Origin of the sequence: Dehalobacter sp. DCM (assembly GCF_024972775.1) — a bacterium.
Lineage (GTDB): Bacteria > Bacillota > Desulfitobacteriia > Desulfitobacteriales > Syntrophobotulaceae > Dehalobacter.
Window position 1 is genome coordinate 3,348,836 of sequence record NZ_CP092282.1, and the last position, 20,862, is coordinate 3,369,697.

The 20,862-nt window shown below is 45.2% G+C and carries 19 protein-coding genes; 5 read left to right on the top strand and 14 right to left on the bottom strand.

Annotated elements, in window-relative coordinates; genetic code table 11:
- Window positions 1–43: 43 nt before the first annotated feature.
- The 6 genes from LPY66_RS15570 to LPY66_RS15595 all read right to left on the bottom strand — a co-directional run bounded on the left by LPY66_RS15570 (window position 44) and on the right by LPY66_RS15595 (window position 5,433).
- A complete protein-coding gene (locus LPY66_RS15570; RefSeq protein ID WP_337985170.1) occupies window positions 44–463 on the bottom strand; it encodes a hypothetical protein in 420 nt (139 codons plus the stop codon).
- Entirely contained in the window at window positions 444–1,412 is a 969-nt protein-coding gene (locus tag LPY66_RS15575) for a phosphodiester glycosidase family protein (protein WP_337985171.1), read from the bottom strand. The genes LPY66_RS15570 and LPY66_RS15575 overlap by 20 nt, the downstream gene beginning before the upstream one ends.
- 468 nt (window positions 1,413–1,880) lie before the next feature.
- Window positions 1,881–3,176, bottom strand: a complete 1,296-nt coding sequence (gene nrfD, locus LPY66_RS15580; RefSeq protein WP_337985172.1) for an NrfD/PsrC family molybdoenzyme membrane anchor subunit — start codon at window positions 3,174–3,176, stop codon at window positions 1,881–1,883.
- Window positions 3,177–3,195: 19 nt separating this feature from the next.
- Window positions 3,196–3,855 carry a 4Fe-4S dicluster domain-containing protein gene (locus LPY66_RS15585; RefSeq protein WP_337985173.1) on the bottom strand — a complete coding sequence of 220 codons (660 nt, stop codon included), beginning with the start codon at window positions 3,853–3,855 and terminating at the stop codon, window positions 3,196–3,198.
- A gap of 132 nt (window positions 3,856–3,987) precedes the next feature.
- On the bottom strand, window positions 3,988–4,377 hold the full coding sequence (locus LPY66_RS15590; protein ID WP_337985174.1) for an FMN-binding protein: 390 nt from the start codon (window positions 4,375–4,377) through the stop codon (window positions 3,988–3,990).
- Between the two features lie 243 nt (window positions 4,378–4,620).
- Window positions 4,621–5,433 (bottom strand): MerR family transcriptional regulator, encoded by an 813-nt coding sequence (locus tag LPY66_RS15595; RefSeq protein WP_337985175.1) that lies wholly within the window; start codon window positions 5,431–5,433, stop codon window positions 4,621–4,623.
- A gap of 210 nt (window positions 5,434–5,643) precedes the next feature.
- Here LPY66_RS15595 and LPY66_RS15600 point away from each other — a divergent pair, with 210 nt between their 5' ends.
- A complete protein-coding gene (locus LPY66_RS15600) occupies window positions 5,644–7,248 on the top strand; it encodes an FAD-dependent oxidoreductase (protein WP_337985176.1) in 1,605 nt (534 codons plus the stop codon).
- Window positions 7,249–7,423: 175 nt separating this feature from the next.
- Here LPY66_RS15600 and LPY66_RS15605 read toward each other — a convergent pair whose 3' ends face one another.
- Complete coding sequence (locus LPY66_RS15605) at window positions 7,424–8,974, bottom strand: PucR family transcriptional regulator (RefSeq protein WP_337985177.1); 1,551 nt, start codon at window positions 8,972–8,974, stop codon at window positions 7,424–7,426.
- Between the two features lie 442 nt (window positions 8,975–9,416).
- On the opposite strand from LPY66_RS15605, the gene LPY66_RS15610 reads away from it, so the two are divergent.
- Window positions 9,417–10,409, top strand: coding sequence for a uroporphyrinogen decarboxylase family protein (locus LPY66_RS15610; protein WP_337985178.1), 993 nt, complete (start codon window positions 9,417–9,419; stop codon window positions 10,407–10,409).
- A gap of 159 nt (window positions 10,410–10,568) precedes the next feature.
- On the opposite strand, the gene LPY66_RS15615 is transcribed toward LPY66_RS15610, so the two are convergent.
- From LPY66_RS15615 to LPY66_RS15625, 3 genes are all read right to left on the bottom strand, one after another.
- Window positions 10,569–10,871 carry a DUF5661 family protein gene (locus LPY66_RS15615; protein ID WP_337985179.1) on the bottom strand — a complete coding sequence of 101 codons (303 nt, stop codon included), beginning with the start codon at window positions 10,869–10,871 and terminating at the stop codon, window positions 10,569–10,571.
- Between the two features lie 163 nt (window positions 10,872–11,034).
- Complete coding sequence (locus tag LPY66_RS15620) at window positions 11,035–11,631, bottom strand: lactate utilization protein (protein WP_337985180.1); 597 nt, start codon at window positions 11,629–11,631, stop codon at window positions 11,035–11,037.
- A gap of 41 nt (window positions 11,632–11,672) precedes the next feature.
- Window positions 11,673–12,188: a DUF3795 domain-containing protein gene (locus LPY66_RS15625; RefSeq protein WP_337985181.1), complete on the bottom strand. Its 516-nt coding sequence runs from the start codon at window positions 12,186–12,188 to the stop codon at window positions 11,673–11,675.
- 579 nt (window positions 12,189–12,767) lie between these two features.
- Between LPY66_RS15625 and LPY66_RS15630 the strand changes: the two genes are divergently transcribed.
- Window positions 12,768–14,213, top strand: a complete 1,446-nt coding sequence (locus LPY66_RS15630) for an MFS transporter (RefSeq protein WP_337985182.1) — start codon at window positions 12,768–12,770, stop codon at window positions 14,211–14,213.
- Between the two features lie 8 nt (window positions 14,214–14,221).
- On the opposite strand, the gene LPY66_RS15635 is transcribed toward LPY66_RS15630, so the two are convergent.
- Window positions 14,222–14,854 (bottom strand): flavodoxin family protein, encoded by a 633-nt coding sequence (locus LPY66_RS15635; protein ID WP_337985183.1) that lies wholly within the window; start codon window positions 14,852–14,854, stop codon window positions 14,222–14,224.
- Window positions 14,855–15,237: 383 nt separating this feature from the next.
- On the bottom strand, window positions 15,238–16,692 hold the full coding sequence (locus LPY66_RS15640; protein ID WP_337985184.1) for an aldehyde dehydrogenase family protein: 1,455 nt from the start codon (window positions 16,690–16,692) through the stop codon (window positions 15,238–15,240).
- Window positions 16,693–17,013: 321 nt separating this feature from the next.
- Between LPY66_RS15640 and LPY66_RS15645 the strand changes: the two genes are divergently transcribed.
- A complete protein-coding gene (locus tag LPY66_RS15645; RefSeq protein ID WP_337985185.1) occupies window positions 17,014–17,892 on the top strand; it encodes a DUF3102 domain-containing protein in 879 nt (292 codons plus the stop codon).
- A 124-nt stretch (window positions 17,893–18,016) separates the two neighbouring features.
- The gene (locus tag LPY66_RS15650) at window positions 18,017–18,229 is read left to right on the top strand and encodes a hypothetical protein (RefSeq protein WP_337985186.1); all 213 of its coding nucleotides are present in this window, start codon (window positions 18,017–18,019) and stop codon (window positions 18,227–18,229) included.
- A 36-nt stretch (window positions 18,230–18,265) separates the two neighbouring features.
- Here LPY66_RS15650 and LPY66_RS15655 read toward each other — a convergent pair whose 3' ends face one another.
- Together LPY66_RS15655 and LPY66_RS15660 are read right to left on the bottom strand one after the other, a co-directional pair.
- On the bottom strand, window positions 18,266–20,404 hold the full coding sequence (locus LPY66_RS15655; RefSeq protein WP_337988113.1) for a transglycosylase domain-containing protein: 2,139 nt from the start codon (window positions 20,402–20,404) through the stop codon (window positions 18,266–18,268).
- Window positions 20,376–20,741, bottom strand: coding sequence for a YopX family protein (locus tag LPY66_RS15660; protein ID WP_337985187.1), 366 nt, complete (start codon window positions 20,739–20,741; stop codon window positions 20,376–20,378). Before LPY66_RS15660 ends, LPY66_RS15655 begins: the two co-directional genes overlap by 29 nt.
- Between the last annotated feature and the right edge of the window lie 121 nt (window positions 20,742–20,862).

Here is a 20,862-nt window from a genome sequence, read left to right on the forward strand (position 1 = left end):
TTGATTTTCGTAAATTTTCGTCTGGATTTTTGCTGCTTTTCGATTAGCTTTTTGGTCTGAACACAGTGGCAGCATAAAACAGAAATCCCAGCGCGGTACATCCCCATCCGATGACACTGTAAACAGTGAGATACCCGGACTCCGTTCCGGCAATTTCAAGTATGCCTTGCAGTAAGCTTCCCACCGTTAAAATAGCCAACCCGGAATTATACAGGTTGAAAAACAGGCGAAAACGCTGTGCTCGATATATCCCCGGCGTAAATGTATTTAACAGGAAATAGACCAGACTTCCTCCGATCAGAGGGTATAAGAACATCAGCGACATGTCTGCGGATCGTACGCCATGACCAAACAGAGCGTATATATTATCGATAACAATACAAAGACCAGCTAATACCAGGCAGACGATGGCCGTTTTTTTCAGTTGGTTATTCTTTGGCAGATTAGTATCCGATGTAAACAATGTCGCTAACCTCTCTTTCTTGCATACTACGCCCGTTGGTGGGGTTATTAACGACTTCACCGTTAAAAACCATGGTCGATGAACCGCCGCCGTCTAAATTATAAGCAACCGTACAGTCTCTTTCGGCAAATTCCTGGGCCATCTCCAGCAAGGAAAGACCTTCGCTTTCACTGGTACGGCCATCGGAAACAATGATGATATAATGCAGTCCGGATACCTGACCGATAGCAGTCCTCGGATTACTGCTCTTGGATTGCGATACCTCACTGCTCGCGGTGACGGCAATATTACCATCTTCGATTAGCGCTGGGCCGAAGGAAAATATCTGCCAGACCCCCTCGCTCAGGCTTTGCGCACTGACCTCATTTTCATTGACAATGGAAAAATCCCCGTCATCATCAATGACAAGATCCTCATTATCTGTACTGCCATCCGTTGTCTCCCGATAAAGCACCCCATTACGCAATACATAGCCGGTATTCCTGAAGCCGTAATAGTCGCCGTTAATCGCCAGGATCGCATTATGATCCGCTGCCATTTCAGATGTCGTTTCTTTGATATTCCTGCCGAAGGTATTTTCAGCCAATGCCGTCTTTAAGTATTCCGGATCTGTAACCTGAATATCAGCAACGTAGAATGTCGTATCGTATTCGCGTACGGTATCGATGGTTATCGTGATATTGTCATCGTGATATGTTGAATCGGTAATGATCGGATCGGATTGACCGGAAGCCTCATCCGGTGTCTGACCGGATGATTGATTCGAGGACTGATTCGCTGTTTGATCCCCAGCGGATGAATTTTTTCCTCCGGTTGAGCCTTCGGTTTGGATTTGGGTAACATCCTTCGGAATCACAAAGGTATCCAGCAGGACATAGACAGAAAAAACGGTTAATATCATCGATAGGACAATGGCCCAGCGATACGGTTTAGAGAAGAACACTTTCATTGGGAATGATACACTCCTGTCGCGCTTATATTTTGATATTACGGAATAGTGGTTATTATGTTTTAGCGTAACCTGATTATGTGACAGTTCGATGAACGCTGGATGAGCATTTGCTGAAAAAAGAAGGCGGCTGAACCTCTCTGCTCGTCTCTCTTTTTCTCAGGACACCGCTGCTCTGCAGTATATCCATAAATTCTTGTCCGGTGATGGTTTCCTTCTCGATGAGATATTTCGCCAGTTCATGTAGTTTGGGTTCATTTGACTCTGAGATTTCTATGGCTTTCTGATGACAGCGCTTGATGATATTAAGTAGGCAGAGTCATATTATTTGGGACAGGTATATCGGTCTTATAAATCTAAGATCCGTGAAATAGCGTCGTAAAAAAAGGCTGCTGCCAGCGAAGTTGAATCCCTCGTCAGACAACAGCCTTTTGGTTTGAAATGATTTACCTCGCGCCAGTACTTTTTTTATCGCAGTAGTCCGTTCCAAATCGGATATGCCGCAAAAACAACAAGGCAGCGCAGGGTTAGTCCGCCAATCAATACGGCACCGTCACATAAGAGGTCCATCACCTTACCTGCTGCCGATGATCCCGCACGGGGTTTTTTAATCAATTTTATGGTATAGATAATCCCAGGCAACACCAAACCGATGCCCACAAATAAAAGCCAGAAGTACAATGCCAGTGAACCGGAAACGATTTCATTGGCTGATAAGGACGCGGCTACCCCTTTTGTGCCGTTAAATGCAGGCATGATGAATGCTAAGAATAGAACAGCCTCTAAAACAACCAAGACAAGGTGGGTGATAGTCATTTTTTTCGGTTGAGGTTGTGTTTGTGGTTTTGTTTGTGGTTTTGTTTGTGGTTCCGGTTCCTGAAGCGTTCCTTCTGCCAGTATTGCAGCCTCAGCTACTAGTGCCGTTGCCGATTCCGTTACTGTCGCTGCCACCGGCATTGCATTTTTTACCGATTTTGATTTCGGTTTTGCTCTGCCCTTCCGCTTTTCCAGGATATGCGAAAGCAGCAGCGCTGCAGATAAACCCGTGGATAGCGCAGAGACAACAAACAGAATGGGCAGCAGCGGATTCACCCAGAACGGGATCGCTTTTGCTGCGTACAGTAAAAGCCCTGTATACGCCATGGTGCATACAGCCAATATCGCACCCAGCCAGGAAATAACTGAAGGCGATTTGATTTTACGCCAGGCCAGAAACGCCTTCATCAGACCGATGACAATGAATAATGACAGGATATAGATACCCCAAGTCATGACTGAACTCAGGTTAAGGAACATTCGCAGAATCAGCCATGGTTTGTGCAGCCCCTGTCCAAGATCAAATACTAAAAGCAACGCACCAATGGCTACAGCCGGTGCTCCAATATAGTAGCCGGCTTTCACCAGGGCACCGTTTTTTGCAAAAATACCTTTTTCGGCAAGAAAAGAAACCAGATAGGCCCCTGCTCCCATCCCGCCTAAAAATAGATAGATGCCAATGAGCCATCCCCACTTATCAGGTTTGATCGGCGTCTGATTAGCGGCAACAAGTGCCGGATCCGGTTCTGTGGATATCTCTTCCCCATTCTTATCAATGATCGTATTGGGAAATCCGGATTCAGTTTGAATTTGTTGGTTTATGCTATCTGTTGCTGCTGAGGTACTCTCTGCCAAGCAGGGGGATGCCGTAATAAGCATCAGGAGCAGCGTGATCACCATAACTGCCACGCGTATTTTTCTTAAATCATAAGTAACTAATGTTTTCATCTATCTACCTCCGTTGCCGCTATTCTTTTATGGGGAGAATGACAAACGACGGATTTGTCAGTTCCGGCGAAGGCATACCGGCTATTTGAGATACTAACCCCGGCTGCTTCTTTAATTCTGCAAGGTTCCCGTAAGCCAAGGCGCCTGTTGGACATACAGAAACACACGCCGGTTGTTCCCCTGCATCTTGTTTCGAAGCGCAAAAGCTGCACTTGGATACATACCCTTTCGTTTCGCTGTATTGTGGGACATTATATGGGCAGGCATACATACAATAGCCGCACCCCACACACCGATCCTCGTGGTGGACAACGATCCCATCTTTCTCCCGTTTGGTGTATGCCTTGACCGGGCAAACCGTCATACACGCCGGGTTTTCGCAATGATTACAGCTCATGGAAAGCCTCGTTTTGATATCATTCTTATTGAATATTACTTTGCGCCATTTTGCACCCTTTGGCCACCGCCAAGTGAGATTACACTTTGTGGCGCAGGTACCGCAGCCAATGCATTTCCCCTGATCATAAAAGAATCCGATCTGACTTGTTTCATTGGCGGTGCCCACCGTATCTGCAAGAACTTTTTTTGTCACGGGTAATCCGACAGTAAGTGCTGCTCCAGTTAAAATCCCTGCTTTCAGTACGGACCGTCTGCTTAGCTTTCGGTTTGAGTTAGCCATTCAGCATCACTTCCTTCCTCTTTTCCTAGATATTATTTAGGCATAGATAACGATACACCGCATCCGCAGTAAGGATAAAAAGGCGAATCCATTAAACGCCTTAATGAATTCGCCGATACACAGAGCACTGATTTATTTCTCCGATTTGAGAAGCTCCGGATCGCCGCCGGCTTGTTTTACACAGTCCTCAACTGCAGCGAGCACAGCGTTACTGGAGTACGTAGCACCCGTTACCGCATCAACTGCAAGGGATTGATTCGCTTTGATATCTTCCACAATCAACGGAAGTGCATCTGCGCCAAGCGACGGTGTTTCAGAATGCTCGAGAATTTCAATGGCCGTGATTTCCTTTTCACTAAAGGTAACTTGGACTTTGACCGGACCGTTCTTACCCTGGCCGGAAGCCGTATAGGAGCCCGGTTTATAGGTATTTGTCTTGGAACCGCAACCTGCTATAGCGAAAATCAACACAAAGCACATTGAGAAGATAACTATTTTCTTTATAATATTTCCTCTTTTCATTTTAAAACCTCCTTCATATTTATCACATAAGCTGCATAGGAAATAGATGGCCGAAGTCCTCATAGGATTAATCATATACATTGGTGTAAGACCAAGGTCAATAACCTTTCGCATTTTTATTCTAAAAAAATAAACAGAACCATCGTATGAAACCGAGTATGCTATTGGTGTTTAAGCAATCACATACGGAGGTTTCATCTATGGTTCTTAACAAAAAGACATTTCAAGGAAAAAAACTAATGTTTAACCTATCGGTACATAAGCCTCAATATAGGACAAGGTATGCTGATAGCTTTTTTGTGTCAACATTAATTTACCCATTATATCACCGATAACCGTATAATGATTATCCTTAATATAGGAAATAATAAACTCAGCTGCGTTTTTCATAAAATATTCCCCATTGGGTATTACGGGCAGGATAGAGCTTAGATACGTCTGAGGTTGAATGTATTCGATGTCCGATGTGATTTTCAAATCAAGATATGGCATCTCATCTTCAAAAATAGCAAGACCCCAGTTATACTCAACGTTATCGTCATTGGCGAAAAAGAATTCTTTATTGATCCTGAAACTTCGAAAACAGAAAGGTAAAACGTTCATCCAAGCGCTCACCGTTTCTTTATGCGATTGATATTTTAACAATTTATCTTTGTCTGTTTGTCTGATGCGATAGATTCCAGGAAGCTTCTTTTCTTGAAATCGATTCAGCATGTTAGGGATTTCCGCTGCTTCCTTTTTAATTTCAATCATTTTGTTTAAGAGCAGGGTGCTTTTCTTGATTTGATCTTCTAACTTTATTCTGGATTCGTCAATCTTTTCGATGATGTCCTCCAACTGGCCGTTATTGATCAATTCCGCAACATCTTCCAATGGAATCTGCAAACTCCGGTATAACCTGCTGGCAAGTAACACCCTGGAGTCTAAATCATCAAAATATCGGTAATTATTTTTGTCGTCTTTGATGGGATTAATGATGCCGCGTTTTTCATACAATCTCAGCGTATCCACGGTCACTCCGAGCATATCGGAAAACTCTCCTATGGTGTACTTCATTTATCTTCCCCCAGAATACAGCTCTTTGTACCTTGTTAACTCTAAAATTATAATATCCTTCATTGAATGAGTTAAACTCTATACTTAATTGTACTATAATCCAAATTATTTTTCATCTAATGATATTCTTATTATACTGCTTGACCTTGGTGTAACACCAATGTTTATTATTTTCTTATGGTTTATAAAATAAAAAGAATAGGGGGTAAAATGATGAAGAAGAAGTCCCGTATATCAAGAATACTCATGGTATCACTCGCTGCAATACTCATGCTGACGATGTCTTTTGGGTGTTCCAAGCAAGACGCTGGCTCCGCCAAAACGGAAAAATTGACAACCGATGTTGTTGTCGTTGGAGCAGGTGCGTCCGGTATATCAGCCGCTGTTGCAGCTGCTGACCAAGGAGCAAAGGTCATTATTATCGAAAAGACTGCCATGCTTGGCGGCGCCAGCAACCTTTCATGGGCAGGCAAATTTATCAATTCCAGTACTGCTTTGAAAAATGGTGTGAAAGTTGATGAAGAAAAAATCATCAACGATTGGATTGTTTTAAACCACTGGAGAGTCAATGCTGCTCAGCTCAGACAATATATCACCACTTCCGGTGATACCTACGACTGGCTGGCTAACCACGGCTACCCGACAACCTTCCTCAATTTCTTCGGTGAGCAAATGCATATGCTTCCGGACTATGCCATCCGTCAGGATCTGTTTAAAAAGATGCTGGCTAATTCCGTAGAAAAGAATGGCGGTCAGGTACTGACCGAGACAACCGGGAAAAGCCTGTTGACGAACGATAAAGGCGAAGTCGTCGGCGTTTCCTCCACCAAGAAAGACGGAACCACACTGGAAATCACCGCTAAAGCTGTCATCATCGCCACTGGCGGTTATGCCGGCAATGATGCCATGGTGAAAGAAGCTTCCGGATTTGATAATATCCAGGGCGGCCTTTCGCAGAACATCGGTGAAGGCTTAGAGATGGCTTGGGCTGTCGGCGCTGAAAAACCGGTCAACTTCGGCATTCAAATGTTCCACCAGACTTTAACCCCGGGAACGGCTACACTGAAAACCCAATACAGCAACGATAAAGCCAGCTATCCTCTCATGCTGACCTATCTTCCGACTTTCATGAACGTCAGCCAGTCCGGTGACAGATTCAGAGATGAAACTTCCGTATATACACCGGATGCTGCTGCCAATACCAGTATTTATCAAGGTCCCGTTCATTATGTTATCGTCTCCCAATCACAGATCGATGCCATGACCAAAGAAGGAATGCAGGGCGTCAAAGTAGATCGCTTACCGGCGATGCCGCCTGAATTCTATCTTGACTGGGCAGATAAGTTCAAATTGGATAATCCGTGGGTCGATCTCCAAAAAGTTCTTGATTCCTTGGTTGAGAACAAAAACGGCTTCAAAGGCGCTACGCTCGATGAATTAGCCACCAACGCAGGCTTTGATGCAGCGACCTTGAAAGCAACCTTTGCCAGTTATGACAATGCAAGCAAAACCGGCGTTGATGCTGACTTTGGCAAAGCCGCAAAATATCTTGTTGCTTATGGTGAAGGACCGTATTATGCGATTCCGGCTCAAATCAATAACTTAGCTTCCTGCGGCGGATTAAACGTTAACAAGAGCTTCCAGGTTTTAAGCACCAAGAAGATCCCCATCAAGGGCCTCTATGCTGTCGGACTTGAAGCTGAAGGTGTACTGTTCAGTGATGCTTACGTCGGCAACGGCGACGGCATCGGCTATGCCTTCACCTCCGGACGCCTTGGCGGTGATTATGCAGCGAAGGATGTCTTAGGAAAATAATACGTCATCGTAATCGTTGAAACTAGTGTATAATAAACGTAAAGACGGTATTGACAGCGACGACACGTCGGCGGTCAATACCGTCTTTCTTTACCCCTATGTCTAAGCACGTCAGCTCACTGTGAGCACGACAGTCCCTCCCAACACGCCTTTGTCTCCGTTCCGGTGTGGATTGTTACATATTCTCCAGTAAATGAAACGAAAGCAACAGGTAAAACACTTCCTCATCGGAGTCAAGATCGATTCCCGTTAGCTCAATAATGCGGTCCATCCTGCTCAAAAAAGAACTTCGGTGAATATAGAGCGTCTTTGCTGCTGCCATCGCGTTCATCCTGCACTTAAAATACGCGCGTAATGTTTCATAATACGCTGTTCTCTTCTCCGTATCATGACGTTTCAAGGCCAATAATTTTCCGCTGCAGAGTTGCTCTCCGCTAAATTCGCCGGTACATTGATTCAACATATAGTTCAGTACATAATCATCAAATTTATAGTACCATAAGGTCGGTTCTTTCTTTAGTCCGAAGTCAAGTGCGGTCTCGGTTTGGTTATAGGCAAAACGAAGCTGATTCCTATCGGTGAATATACGGCTGAGTCCCGCAATAAGCAAACTCTCTCGTAAGAAATAGGCAAAGGCTTGATAAAAACCCTTTTCTGATCGGGGTTCGGCGTCCTGATTTACCAGCATCAGCAGCCTGTCATCATATTCAAAACAAGCGCACCCCGGCCATTTTCGCTCAATTTCCGCACTTAAGAATTCCGCATAGATGTTTTTGGTATAATGCCGTTTTTGCCGGAATTGGATTAACTGCAGCCTGTCAGTAGTTGTCCAGCCGTTTTCTTCAAGGGCTTTTTGCCATTGTTCCTTCGAAACTTCCCTATTGTTTAAGCTATCCAGAAGCAAACTGCGCAGACTGCTGAGTACAATTTCTTTCATATCGAATGACCGGTATGTCTGATAAAGCTTGTTGATGTAGAAATAAAGATGCTGCAAAATCGCCGTCGTGTACCTTTTAGCATCATCACCGGGGTCTTCCAGCCCCACAATCAACCTGCCGGCATACGCATTATCCTGAAATATATTTTTGCAGATCATGTGCACAGCACCGAAGGTTGGATCATCCGCTGAATAATCAAAAACCCCCTGCATCTCATACAATACCTGAAATTCAGAATCAGCTATAAAATCATTCACTGCATCTAGTGTCATATTGTCGTTTTCGTCCATGTAGGTGTTCAATCCGTTTCGGCGAGACTTCTCTTTGGAATAAGCAACATAGTGAAACATTTTATCCACCAGGAATACGGAGCCCGTAACGAGAGGATCCGTGCAATCGATCAGATCGCCAAAACTGCCGCCTTCATAAAGTGCTGTTCTCAAGGTCTCATCCCACTGGTCGAATCGATCATAGATTTCCTGAATCGCGTTGAATAGCGCAGCCGGAGCAACTTCGGTCTCAAGGGTGATAACAGAACCGGAGACGGACTTGACGGACTTCAGCGGCTTACCCAGACATATATATAATGCGTTTGACTCGGAATTCGGCCTATCTGCCAGCGTTTTCATCTCTTCCGCCAGGATGATTATCGTACGATCAGCACAATCTTCGCCCTCGTTATAGATCATAGGACGTTTTAGGATCATCTCTGTATCACTTCTTTTAAGAAACTGCACCGGATATTTTCGGGATAGACTGTAGTAAATAATATCTTGGGTAAGATTCATACTCTGTCTCCTCACTGTGGTCTTAGTCGATCCATATAAGGAACAATTGTCTTGATCGGGGACTCAATACGCGTTTTGCACCATTTAACAATAACAGCATGGTTTCATACACATCGTAGGAAGTAAATCGCAGGAACTAAATCTTATGAAATGACAACACAACGTTCAACAATAATATCATATCAGTATGATGTATTGGATTAATTATATTAACCTGCCGAATAAATAACAAGCTCTTTTCGATCGGCCAATTATAAGCCTCAAAGTTCCAATACATCCTCCCTACACTATGTCGTGTTTAATGACTAAATTTCCGCTGTTTTACTGTATTCATTAACGATGGTTCTGCCGTTATAATGAAAGTACATCCGATTGGATAAGAGCTCAAAGACGATATCAAAATTGCGTGAGGCCATACAATATGTAAATAGGAGGGACTATCATGCTGACACCAAAAGAAAATTTCCTTCTGGCAGCGGTAGAACACAGGATTCCGGAATGGATTCCCAATGAAATGACCGATATCATTCTGGTCGGCGGAGCATTTGAGACCTACGAAAACGGGCCGTTTGGCGGCGGGCTTGACGGGTTTGGCGTTCAGTGGCATGCGACACAGTCTGCCAGCGGACAGCCGGTCCCGGGTGGTAAACCCGTGCTTGCCGATATTACCCAGTGGGAAGATATCGTTAAATTCCCGGATCTCGACGCCTTTGACTGGGAAGGCAGCGCCGGGATGCAGTTTGCCGCTCCGGGTGCGAACCGTAACCTCAAACTCGTCGAATACGGAGCCTGGAATGCGCAATTCCTCCGCTTAACTCATCTCATGGGCTTTGAAAATGCCCTCTGCGCCATGATTGAAGAACCAGAGGCCTGCGACGCTTTATTCGCAGCAATCACCGATTATAAAATTGGCATCGTTGAAAGAGCAGCAAAATACTTTAAACCGGATATTTTCACCAATTTTGATGATGTCGCTACCGAACGCGGACTGTTTATGTCACCGGCAACCTACCGCTCATTAATTAAGCCTCATCACAAACGGCTGAACGATGCCATCAAGGCGCACGGGATGATCCCATTTATGCATACCTGCGGTAAATGTGAATCGATCATTGCCGACTTTATCGATGAAGGTGCCCTCGCGTGGAGTTCAGCACAGCCCATGAACGATATTGTCGCCATCCAGGAAAAGTACGGCGACACGATATCGGTCATCGGCGGCTACGACACCAACGGCCGCGCAGGCTTGGAAAGTGCTACAAATGAAGAAATCGAAGCCGAAGTCAAACGTTGCATCACGACTTACGGCCCCCGGGGCAGTTACGTCTTCATGGGCTTCCGCCTCATGAACTCACCGGATCCGATGTCCTTTTTCGAAGGTATCGCTCCGATCAACGCCGCCTGGGAAAAATACAAAAACTTCTACAACAAGTAGGGAGACAAAAGGGACGTAGGACTTTGTCCCCTTTTAAGGGGACAAAGTCCTACGTCCCTTTTGTCTCCCGTGGCCCCTTTTGTCTCCGTCCCTTTTGTCTCCGTCCCTTTTGTCTCCCGTCACCGTCTCCTGGTTCTGGTTTTATACGATTTAAACGATTTAAACGATTTGTATTTTCTTCCCTTTATAATCGCCGTTTAATGCTTCCATCGCATGTTCCCAGGCTTCAATGCCGATGTCATCATTGTAATATCCTGGGATCTCATTGAGGTGAGCCAAAGCAATCTTACCTGTTACTAATGGATCATCATTCGTGACATTGGTATGGGGATCTACTGTTCCATGCTCCAGTTCGATATTCATCCCTTCGAGGTACTCTTCCGGTGTAAACCCCACAGTGTTAAAATCAATGCCCAAGGCTTCTGCTATGTTCAGAGCTTCTTCCAGAGTGAACTTTTTCATGACGATACCCCCTTGAAAATTGTATTTATTCATCTAGTATAACCCTTTTTTAGTTAAGCTACTTTTTTACCTGAATCCGTCGCACGCCATAGTCAACGTGCTAAATCCTCCTAAAGTGTTTTTTGCAACGTGTTCCTTCACAGAAAGTAGGGATTCTCACTGTTTAAAATCCGAGTTCTTCGCCGATGATAACGACCTCAACCTTTTCCATGCCCATCATTTTCCCCCAAAGAACGACCAATCCTTTGCAGATACGTTCCGGGCTATTGCAGTCATGACATTTCAAATCTCCTTTTGTACACGGGGTATTCGTGTTGAAGCGCCGCGCGTTCAGCGGTGCTGCGATATTCCTTGCCCGCCATAGCGCCTTATCGTAATCCTCGGCAATCTTATTGCTGCCGATGATAAAGTAAACCTTTTTCTTGCCAAACAACGTACCGGCTACCCGATTGCCGGCACCGTCAATGTTGATAATTTCGCCGGTTTCCGCTACCGCATTGGCACTGGTAATGTAGACATCCGCAGCCGTCGCTTTGCTTCTTACCTCCATCCCCTGCTTCCAGTGCCAAAAGACCGTATTTGCTTCGGCAAGGCGTTCGAACACGTCCAGTGCTTCTACCGTTTTGCTGCCGCCAAATCCGACCGTTTCACCATGAAGCTGCGACACAATGTAATCGGCAGCTTCTTTCGCGCTTGCAAAGTAAGTGGCATCAAACCCCCGGGAATTGAGATTCTTCATTGTTGTTTCCATATTTATCATAACGCTGTCTCCTCCTTATCAATAACCTCATCGCGAAAGCACTACTCCTCACCCCAGCGGTAGCTTCTATTTTGCCGCAAAATATCCAAAGAGCAACTCAGGCAAAGCCCGTTATGGCAGCAAATCCTATCACCACATTCGGCGCAGCGCCACTTTGCCTCTTCCTTATCAAGAAATTCAGCCATTCCCTTCTCCTGAATACACTTAAGATTATCGATCATACTGAGATGGTATTTTGTACGGTAGCGTTTATCCAGGGCTTTTAGTCGTTTGCATGGAAAACTGTCGCATTCATAACAAAACCGCACATGCCCATTTCCCAGTAAATCACACTGTTTCTTCATAAAAGCACAATTCTTTCCCCGGGGCAGGCAACCGGCACAATACGACTTACTGAATCCTTTTTTCTTTAAATCATGCTTCATGGCGAGATAACTGACACATAAACCGCAGTTCATACCGCAGGGGGCGATGAGGTTTTCTTCCATACTATTTTCGCCGCCTTCAACTCTTTTTACCGTTTTCTTGGCGAATATTATACCCGGCCGAATTCCCATAAAAAAGCAATAATTTTTTATCTCAATTATACCATCCAACTTCCATATAAAAAAAGTAGTCTCCAACTCAGAAGAAAATTTTAACTCCCCTGTACGAAAATAACGTGCAACAAGTAACTATTACATCATTCTTGAATTTTCTTTACACCTCAAAACAGATCCAAAACAGCATCTGTTTTTTTCATGGATATACTAATGCCGCGAGGTCACGTCTCACCCTTAGGTGCAATGGCTGCCTTATTCCCAAAGCATCAAAAGTACAGGAGATAGGCGCTGCAATGCAGGGCCAGCGCAAGCTGAATTTCCAATAAATGTCTTGCTAAATTATGTGGTATCTTTACAATGAAATAGGAAGACTCGCATCACCGCACGCAATATGGTAAAGACTAAACACGCACCAGTGTACTGTGTCGCTGGTAATTAGGTTTACTGCTTGCCTAAATTTCCATCTGCGTTGTTGTCGTCAGTCGCCGTAGCTACGGCTATGCCTCCCTCCTCCGCCTAGCAGGCTGAAAATTTATTCGGCGCAGTAATTCCAAATATCAACGAGAAAGTACACTTGGCGTGTCCCTAATAATAATGCCAAAGATAACGCATTCAGACAGGAGAGAATCCGACGTGGAAGAGACCGTGCCAAGATCAGAGGAGAATATAGATCTCTTAAGAATTACACTTGTCATCGTATTAACGACATCATTCCTGACCGCATTTACAGCCGGCTCGATCAATCTGGCAATCCCTTCGATGGGACTGGAATTCAGAGCGAGCCAATTTTGGCTGAATTGGGTCGTGACATCTTATTTGTTGACCATAGCAGCTTTCTTATTACCTTTCGGACAATTGGCGGATTTAATTGGCAGAAAGAAAGTATTTTCAGCTGGAATGAGTCTTTTTACAGTAACCTCGCTTTTATGTACCTTTGCGCATTCCATTGAACTTCTCGTCATTTTCAGAGTACTTCAAGGTATTGCCTCTTCAATGATCTTCGGTACTTCTAACGCGATTTTAATTTCCGTTGCTCCACCACAATCCAGGGGTAAAGTATTGGGACTAAGCGCAGCCGCTGTATATTTCGGCTTATCTTCCGGACCTGTCTTTGGCGGCGTTATTTGCCAGTTATTTAATTGGCGGGGTATTTTCTATATCTGTGTTCTTTTAAGTATCCCCGTATTAACACTAACGCTATGGAAATTAAAAGGTGAATGGAAAGGTCATAAAGAAAGATTTGACATTTTGGGAAGTGTCCTCTGTATCCTGGGTCAAATTTTACTGCTCATCGGATTAGGAGATTTAGCAAAAGGATCGCTGTACATCGGAATTTTCATTACCGGCATCGCCATACTCATTGTCTTTATCGTCTATGAGTTAAACATATCAAATCCTTTGCTGCCGCTGCGTATCGCCATTAACAACCGCGTCTTTGTTTTTTCCAATGTGGCTGCCCTGATCAGCTACACAACCACGTTTGGTTTAACCTATTTAATCTCATTATATCTTCAAAAAGTATTGCTATTAAGTACAGCAACGGCCGGCCTGGTATTGCTGGCTCAACCCCTTGTGATGGCCATACTCTCCCCTTTCACCGGCTCTTTATCCGACCGGATCGAACCCCGTCTGATTGGTACTATTGGTATTGGGATTTCCGCAGTGGGTCTTTTTATATGTATTTTCTTCAGCAAAGGAACGCCGATCGTCCTAGTGATACTCAATCTGTTATTTATTGGCATCGGCTTGGCTCTATTTTTAAGCCCGAATACAAACGCTATCATGGGCGCAGTCTATCGCCAATTCTATGGCGCTGCTTCGTCAACAGTCGCCAATGCACGCTTATTAGGACAAGCCTTGAGCATGTCTATCATTGCCTTAGTCACGGCGCATTTTATGAGAAATATGACCATAACCTCTCCGGATTATGCCGTTAAGTTTATGGCCAGCTTTAAAATTTCGATGATCATCTTTACGATTCTTTGTATTTTTGGCGTTTTAGCATCCCTGGTAAGAGGCAAAGCTGTTCGCGCCAAGTAAAATGGGTATTACCGGATAAAGTTCGTGAATACCTTTTGTTCAGACTGTGGAAACGGTATCCCCGCTTTAATGCCGGCCTCCTTGCATTTTAAAAACCAGGCCATATTCCTGGCCAGCACGCGCATGGTCTGGAGACCTTCCTCATCCTTTTTCACATCTTCCGGTGTCGCACCGTGAACCATATTCCAATAGCGGGAAGAAATGATTGGCATTTCCGATATAGCGAAGTATTTATTAAGTTGATCAAATGCGGCTGTTGTCCCGGCCCTTCTGGCTGAAACAATCGCTGCGGCCGGTTTCAAGTAAAAAGAGCGTCGCCCTGCCAGGGAGTCGGCAAAAAATGCACGATCCATAAATGATGTGATTGCACCGCTGGCAGCCGCATAATGCACGGGAGAACCGAAAATAAACCCGTCAGCATCTTTGGCGAGATCAAGAAAGTCGTTCACTGGATCTGAAAAAACACACTGCCCTTTTTTACTGCACGTGCGACAGGCAATACATCCAGCCAGCGGTTCAATCCCAACCTGGAAGATCTCTGCTTCGATTCCCTCGGTATTCAGGGTTTCAGCAATTCCCTCCAGCGCGGTATACGTGCAGCCTTTGGCATGGGGGCTTCCGTTAACTAATAGGACCTTCATAAATTCTTTATATCCTCCGTTTCGTTCAAACTACAATCGAATTTGAAAAAACGATTATTACTCAATAATAATCGTTTTCTAATACATATCATATCCGAAATGGATAAATTATCAACTGGTACATCGTACATACGTTAGTTATTATACGTATTTGGGGCTCGGATGCCTGCACAATACCACTTTCGGCTCTTGTGCCCTCCATAAATTTGCATTAGGAAGTTAAAATTCTTTTGCTCTCCTTGGCGAATTTTAACTTAGGTCCATCCATGGACCGTTGCGCTCCGCAATCCGTGCTCCGCTTGACGCTGGCATTGTGCAGGCATCCTTACTATGGAATAATTTGATCATTAAATGTCTATCTTCGATAGTCGCATTTAGGCTAATTATTTTAATAATCTTAGGGCATGCGTATCCGTATACGCTGACAGTGTTAATAACGGACTGCCTTCTCTGCCTATACCACTGTTTTTAATACCGCCAAAAGGCATACCGAAGACCGTGGATCCTAAGCCATGCGTATTGATAAACGTTAAACCGGCTTCCATTTCCCGGGCGATTGTCTTTGCCTTTTCACTGTCTGTGGACCAAATCGAGGCGGCTAATCCATAATCACTGTCGTTGGCTAAAGCGATGGCTTGGTCAACTGTAGTGAATGGGATGATCGGGATCACCGGTCCGAATTGTTCACACTGCACCAGATCAGTACAATGTTCTTTATCAATAACGACATGGGGAAGGATATAATACCCGTTCTCCCAATTTTTCGGGTCGAGCTTTATGCCTAATTCCCGGACTTCAGCTCCGCTTTGCCTTGCCTGTTCAATCAATGATTGCACAAACGTATATTGCCTTTCATTATTGACAGGTCCTATATTCGAGCGTTCATCCAAGCCATATCCCACGATATACTGATTAACCCGAGCACAGAAGTCATCGATAAAGGCATCAAACAGCGTATCCTGGACGTAGATCCTTTTGATGGCATAACAAACTTGCCCCGAACGGGTAAAAACCGCCCGTAAAATTTTAGGCATCATATCTTCTAAATTAGCATCCTCCAGGATAATCGCGGGATCATTTCCGCCTAATTCCAGAGTAACTGCTTTTAAGGACTGAGCCGAACGGATATTGACTTCTTTGCCGGTGGCACAACCACCTGTAAAGGCTACTTTTCTTACTAAAGGGTGACTGGTAAGCGCTTTCCCAACATCATCGCCGCCATGGACAACATTGATAAGCCCTGGGGGCAGTATAGCTGCCATCCTCTTCAGAAGGAGAGTCAAGGCCAGCGGGGCATTAGGCGAAGGCTTGACGACAATCGCATTCCCGGTCATCAGTGCGGGCACTAATTTCATCATGGTCAGAACAACGGGCATATTCCAAGGAACAATCGCCGCAACTACCCCTTTGGGGTTTTTTTCGATGGAGATCCAGCTCTCGACATCTTCTTTTTGCTCCGGTTTCAAGAATGCCGGAACAACTTGGGCGTAGTTAATGAAGTTGGAATAGCCCGCCATGAAGTCCATCTTTACTTCCCGCATAAGACCGCCATGCTCTCTCGCCATTAAATAGGTCAAATCCGTAACGGATTGTTTTAACAATTCTCCTGCTTCTAAGAGCCTTTCTATTCTCTCTTCGACACGGACTGTTCGCCAGGAAAAAAACGCGCGATGCGCAGCCTGAACCGCCAGGTCAACGTCTTCCTTATTACCCAAAGCCACAAACCCGACAATGTCACTTCGTTTGCCGGGATCGCGTATTTCGGTATATTCCTTGGCCGGAATTTCTTGATTATCTATGATTGCGTTGATTTTTATTTGATCCGACAGATTCATCATCTTTTTCTCCTCCTAAGCTGCAATAACTATGCTGTGTCGTACTCAGGATATAAACTAGTTCTTAATTCCATATGCAAGAACCGAGCCAAATGAAAGAATGGGCTGAGTGCCCATTCTTTCGTTGAAGCACATCATGTGCTTCAGTGATTATTTTTATTTTGGCATTTAAATTCTTAATATAAGATTTCCTATTCTATTTAACACAGGATTTTTCCTGGAATACCAGCAACTTAACGCACATCTTTAAATAAAGTACTTCTCTTGTCACGCTTATCAGGCTTATCCCATATTATATCAAAAAACCGGAAAGAGCGGATAAACATGAGCGATTTACCAACAGAACGCACCCCGCCTGTTATCGCGGCCGAAATCAATACAATTAAACATCAAACCAATAAAATTCTGCTGACCGGCGCCGTCGAAGTAGGAAAACGCCTGAAGGAAGCCAAAGCGCTGCTGGCGCATGGAGAATGGGGCAAATGGCTGGAGGAGTCGGTCAGCTACTCCCAGAGCACAGCCAATAAGATGATGCAGCTCTACGAAGAATATGGACAAAAACTGCTTGACTCTTCCGCTAAGGACGGCAGACAAAATTCGGAGCCGGTTCCGAATTTGAATTACACCCAGGCTATCCTCCTCTTAGGCCTGCCGGAAGAGGAGCGGGAGCAATTTATAGCGGACAATAACGTCGCGGACATGAGTAAACGGGAACTGCGGCAGGCCGTAAATGCGAGAAATCAGAAACTTGCCGAAAAAAAGGACCAGCAGAAAGTCCTTGCCGAGCAAAATGATAAAATCTCCAAATTAGCGGGTGAACGCGATCAGGCTAAAAAAGAAGCCGCCGCTAACCTGCAAGCCTTATGGGCCGAGCAGGGAAATGTTTTGAAACTGCAGCGGAAGCTTGACGTAATGGAAAATGAAAATGAAGCCGCCAAGCACATTGCTGAGGTAGAACAGGAAAACAAGCTCTTCAAACTCAACCTCTCCATGTCCCAGGCGGACGCCCGCTTTGAACTGATAGAGAAAGGATTCGATGATTTCTTTATTTCCATCAAAGAAATGGCTGAATCGGACCAGACTGCTTGCAAATTATATCTAACCCATGCCAATCAGTTACTATCTAAAATAATGAACAAGTTAAAGCGCTTTGAGAAAGCTTCCCTGGCAGCTCCGAAAACACCGGAAAATCAAGGAGAATAATGAAGATACCGGTGGATGAGCGGAATTGAGAAGTATCGGATGTAATTGAACACACCAAAGAGTGAGATTATTACTATTCCTGAACTTCAGCCCAAGATGAGAATTCTGATTAATAAACCATTGATTGGAGTTTTGGAGAATTGCGGGAATCGTAAAGGTCATCCGTTGTTGTGTGATAACCTTTATATCCCTTATCCATGTAAAGGAACCGTATGTCGTGAGCAATGCACTATTGGCAATCAACGTGTTCATCACATTCTACGCTTCAGTCAGCAGCATATCCGGCAGCGGTTGTGGAGCGGTTAGAGAAATCATCAAACTGTTACTAAAAATATGAAAGCAGGAGTTCATCCTGCTTGAAGCGACAAACCCGCTAGTCCTGCGGGTATATTGTTTCCTTCTTTCCCGACCCTTTTGTTGGCAAGCCTTCGAAGTAAATTCCCCAGTCCTCGAAGAAATCATCCTCTTTGTCGGGATGCTCGCTATTTTTCCCCTCGTCTTCGTCTTTGTCTTTATGTTCGTCTTTTTCTTTTTCTTTTTCGAATATAAATTGGTATCCCGCAGGAATTGCAAAGGGAATCACGGGATCATTCCGCAACGCCCTGGAGAGCACTTCCCGAAAAACAACAGCCGGCCCTGAGCCGCCGGAGATCGTCAGATAGTGGTCCTTGTCGGTTTTATCGTAGCCCATCCAGACAGCCGCTGTTAGCTCCGGGGTATATCCGACAAACCAAACGTCTTTAACCCCTTTCGTAATCCTGGCAAATTCCCCGGTATGCGGAAGCTCAACCGAACCGGTTTTGCCGGCAGTGGGACGGCCCGAATAAGCATTTTTCCCCGTCCCGTTGTCTACTGCGTTTTTCAACAGAAGGGTTAGGGTGTAGGCGGTGCCCGGATCGGTGACACGAACCGTTTCCGGTTCAGCCTGAGCGAGAAGTGTCCCATCGCCCGAGGTAATCTTTGTCACTGCAAACGCCTTATGCATGACGCCTGAATTGGCAAAACTGCTGTAGGCTTGGGCCATTTGCAGGGGCGATACCCCCTCGGTAAGCCCCCCCAAGGCCAGACTGAGGTAACGGTCTTCTTCCGTCAGGGGAATCCCCGCCCGCTGAGCAAAAGCAAAACCTAAGTCCAGGCCGATTTCATTCAGGAGCCATACAGCAGGGATATTCCATGAATTCTGGATAGCCTCTTGCATGGTCACATAGCCCCGGCTTTGATAGTCCCAGTCGACAGGTTGATAGCCATTCAAATCAAGGGGGCCGTCATAAAGAATGGAATAGGGGGTATAGCCCATTTCTAGAGCCGGGCCATAGACGGCCAGCGGTTTAAAGGAGGAACCCGGCTGGCGCTTCAACTGGGAAGCATGGTTGAATTGCCGGTAGGTGCTTTCACCCCGGTAGCCGACGAGTCCCCGGATGCCGCCCGAGTACTGATCGATGACCACGATCCCGCTTTGCACCGGCTGATCCGATTTACCGTCAGGAAAAAACCCATCGTCCTGATAGACTTCTTCCGCCGCCTGTTGAACGGTAGGGTCCATTTCGGTGTATATCTGCAGACCGCCCCCCAGGATTTGATCTTCGGTAAACCCATAGCGGGAAATAGCTTCTTCAATCACATAATCCACATAGGGCGAATACTTACCGCCAAGTTCCCCGTCCCGATCTCTTTGGATACGTATGGGTTGGGCCTTGGCTGTCATGAATTGGGACTCCGAAATATAGTTTTGCTCTTTCATTAAAGAAAGAACGATATCACGCCGTTCCAATGCCTTTTCCTTGTCTTGTAAAGGAGAATAAACGCTGGGGGCTTTGATCAGGCCTGCAAGCAGGGCTGCCTCTCCCAATCGGAGGTTCTGAACATCTTTCCCAAAGTATAAATGGGCAGCCTTCTGAATTCCCCAACACCCTTCACCAAAATAAATATGATTCAGATACGCGGTTAAGATTTGGTCTTTGCTTAAGGTTAATTCAATTTTCAGGGCAAACGCGGCTTCCTTTAATTTGCGTGCCAGTGTTTTATCGGAAGGCAAGAAGATGTTTTTTGCTAATTGCTGGGTGATGGTACTTCCCCCTTCAGAAAAATCCCCGGATTTAAGGTCATGCAGCAACGCCCTGAACAGGGATCGGATATCCACACCCCGATGCTGGTAAAACCGCCTGTCTTCGACAGCAATAATTGCTTCCCGCATGGCGGGAGGAATATCCGCCAGCGTAACCGGCAGGATTCTTGAGGAGGACAGCTGCGACACCGCATTGCCGTTTTTATCATAGATAACCGTTGGCTGAGCCAGGGGGCTCTCCAATGGGCTGATGTCCAGGGATTGAATCCATAAAGTGGTTCCGCCGGCAGTAAACAGAAGAACGATAAGAACAGCGAGTGCCAAACTTCGCCAAAACTTTGGTTTCCGCCAAAACCTTGATGTCTTAAGATTAGCATACCCTTTCTTCAGCCATTGACGCCCATAGTGTACGACTAATTTAACCTTGTCTGTCATGTGGCGTTTCATACTCATTTCCGATTACTTCTCCGAGTTCCACATCCGCAATTCGTTGGCTTAATAAGCTTTGGACATCGACTAGTTCAAACCCGGCCATGGTTTTGTTCCATATAATAATATAATGGGCTTCGGCAATTTTGATGACATCGCCTTCATAGACAGCGGTCCCATTTTTATCATAGAAGCCGGTCCATAAAAGTAATTCAAATTTCTCTGCCCTTTCCCAAGAGCGTCCCAGTATACTTACGGCAAACAAGTCTAAACTCTGGGTATGAAAGGTTAGCGCGTGGGGTTTTTCCATCTTGCGCTTGACCTTGTCCCAAACCCTGAACTTAAATTCTTTCAATTATTCCCGCCTCCTTATGTTTTACTGTTCCTATTTTATTTCACGAGTGTTAACCGGTCTTTGCTGAAATTGGAAAATTCGTTGCCAAACTATTACTAAATGTTACGGATGAAGTAATCCG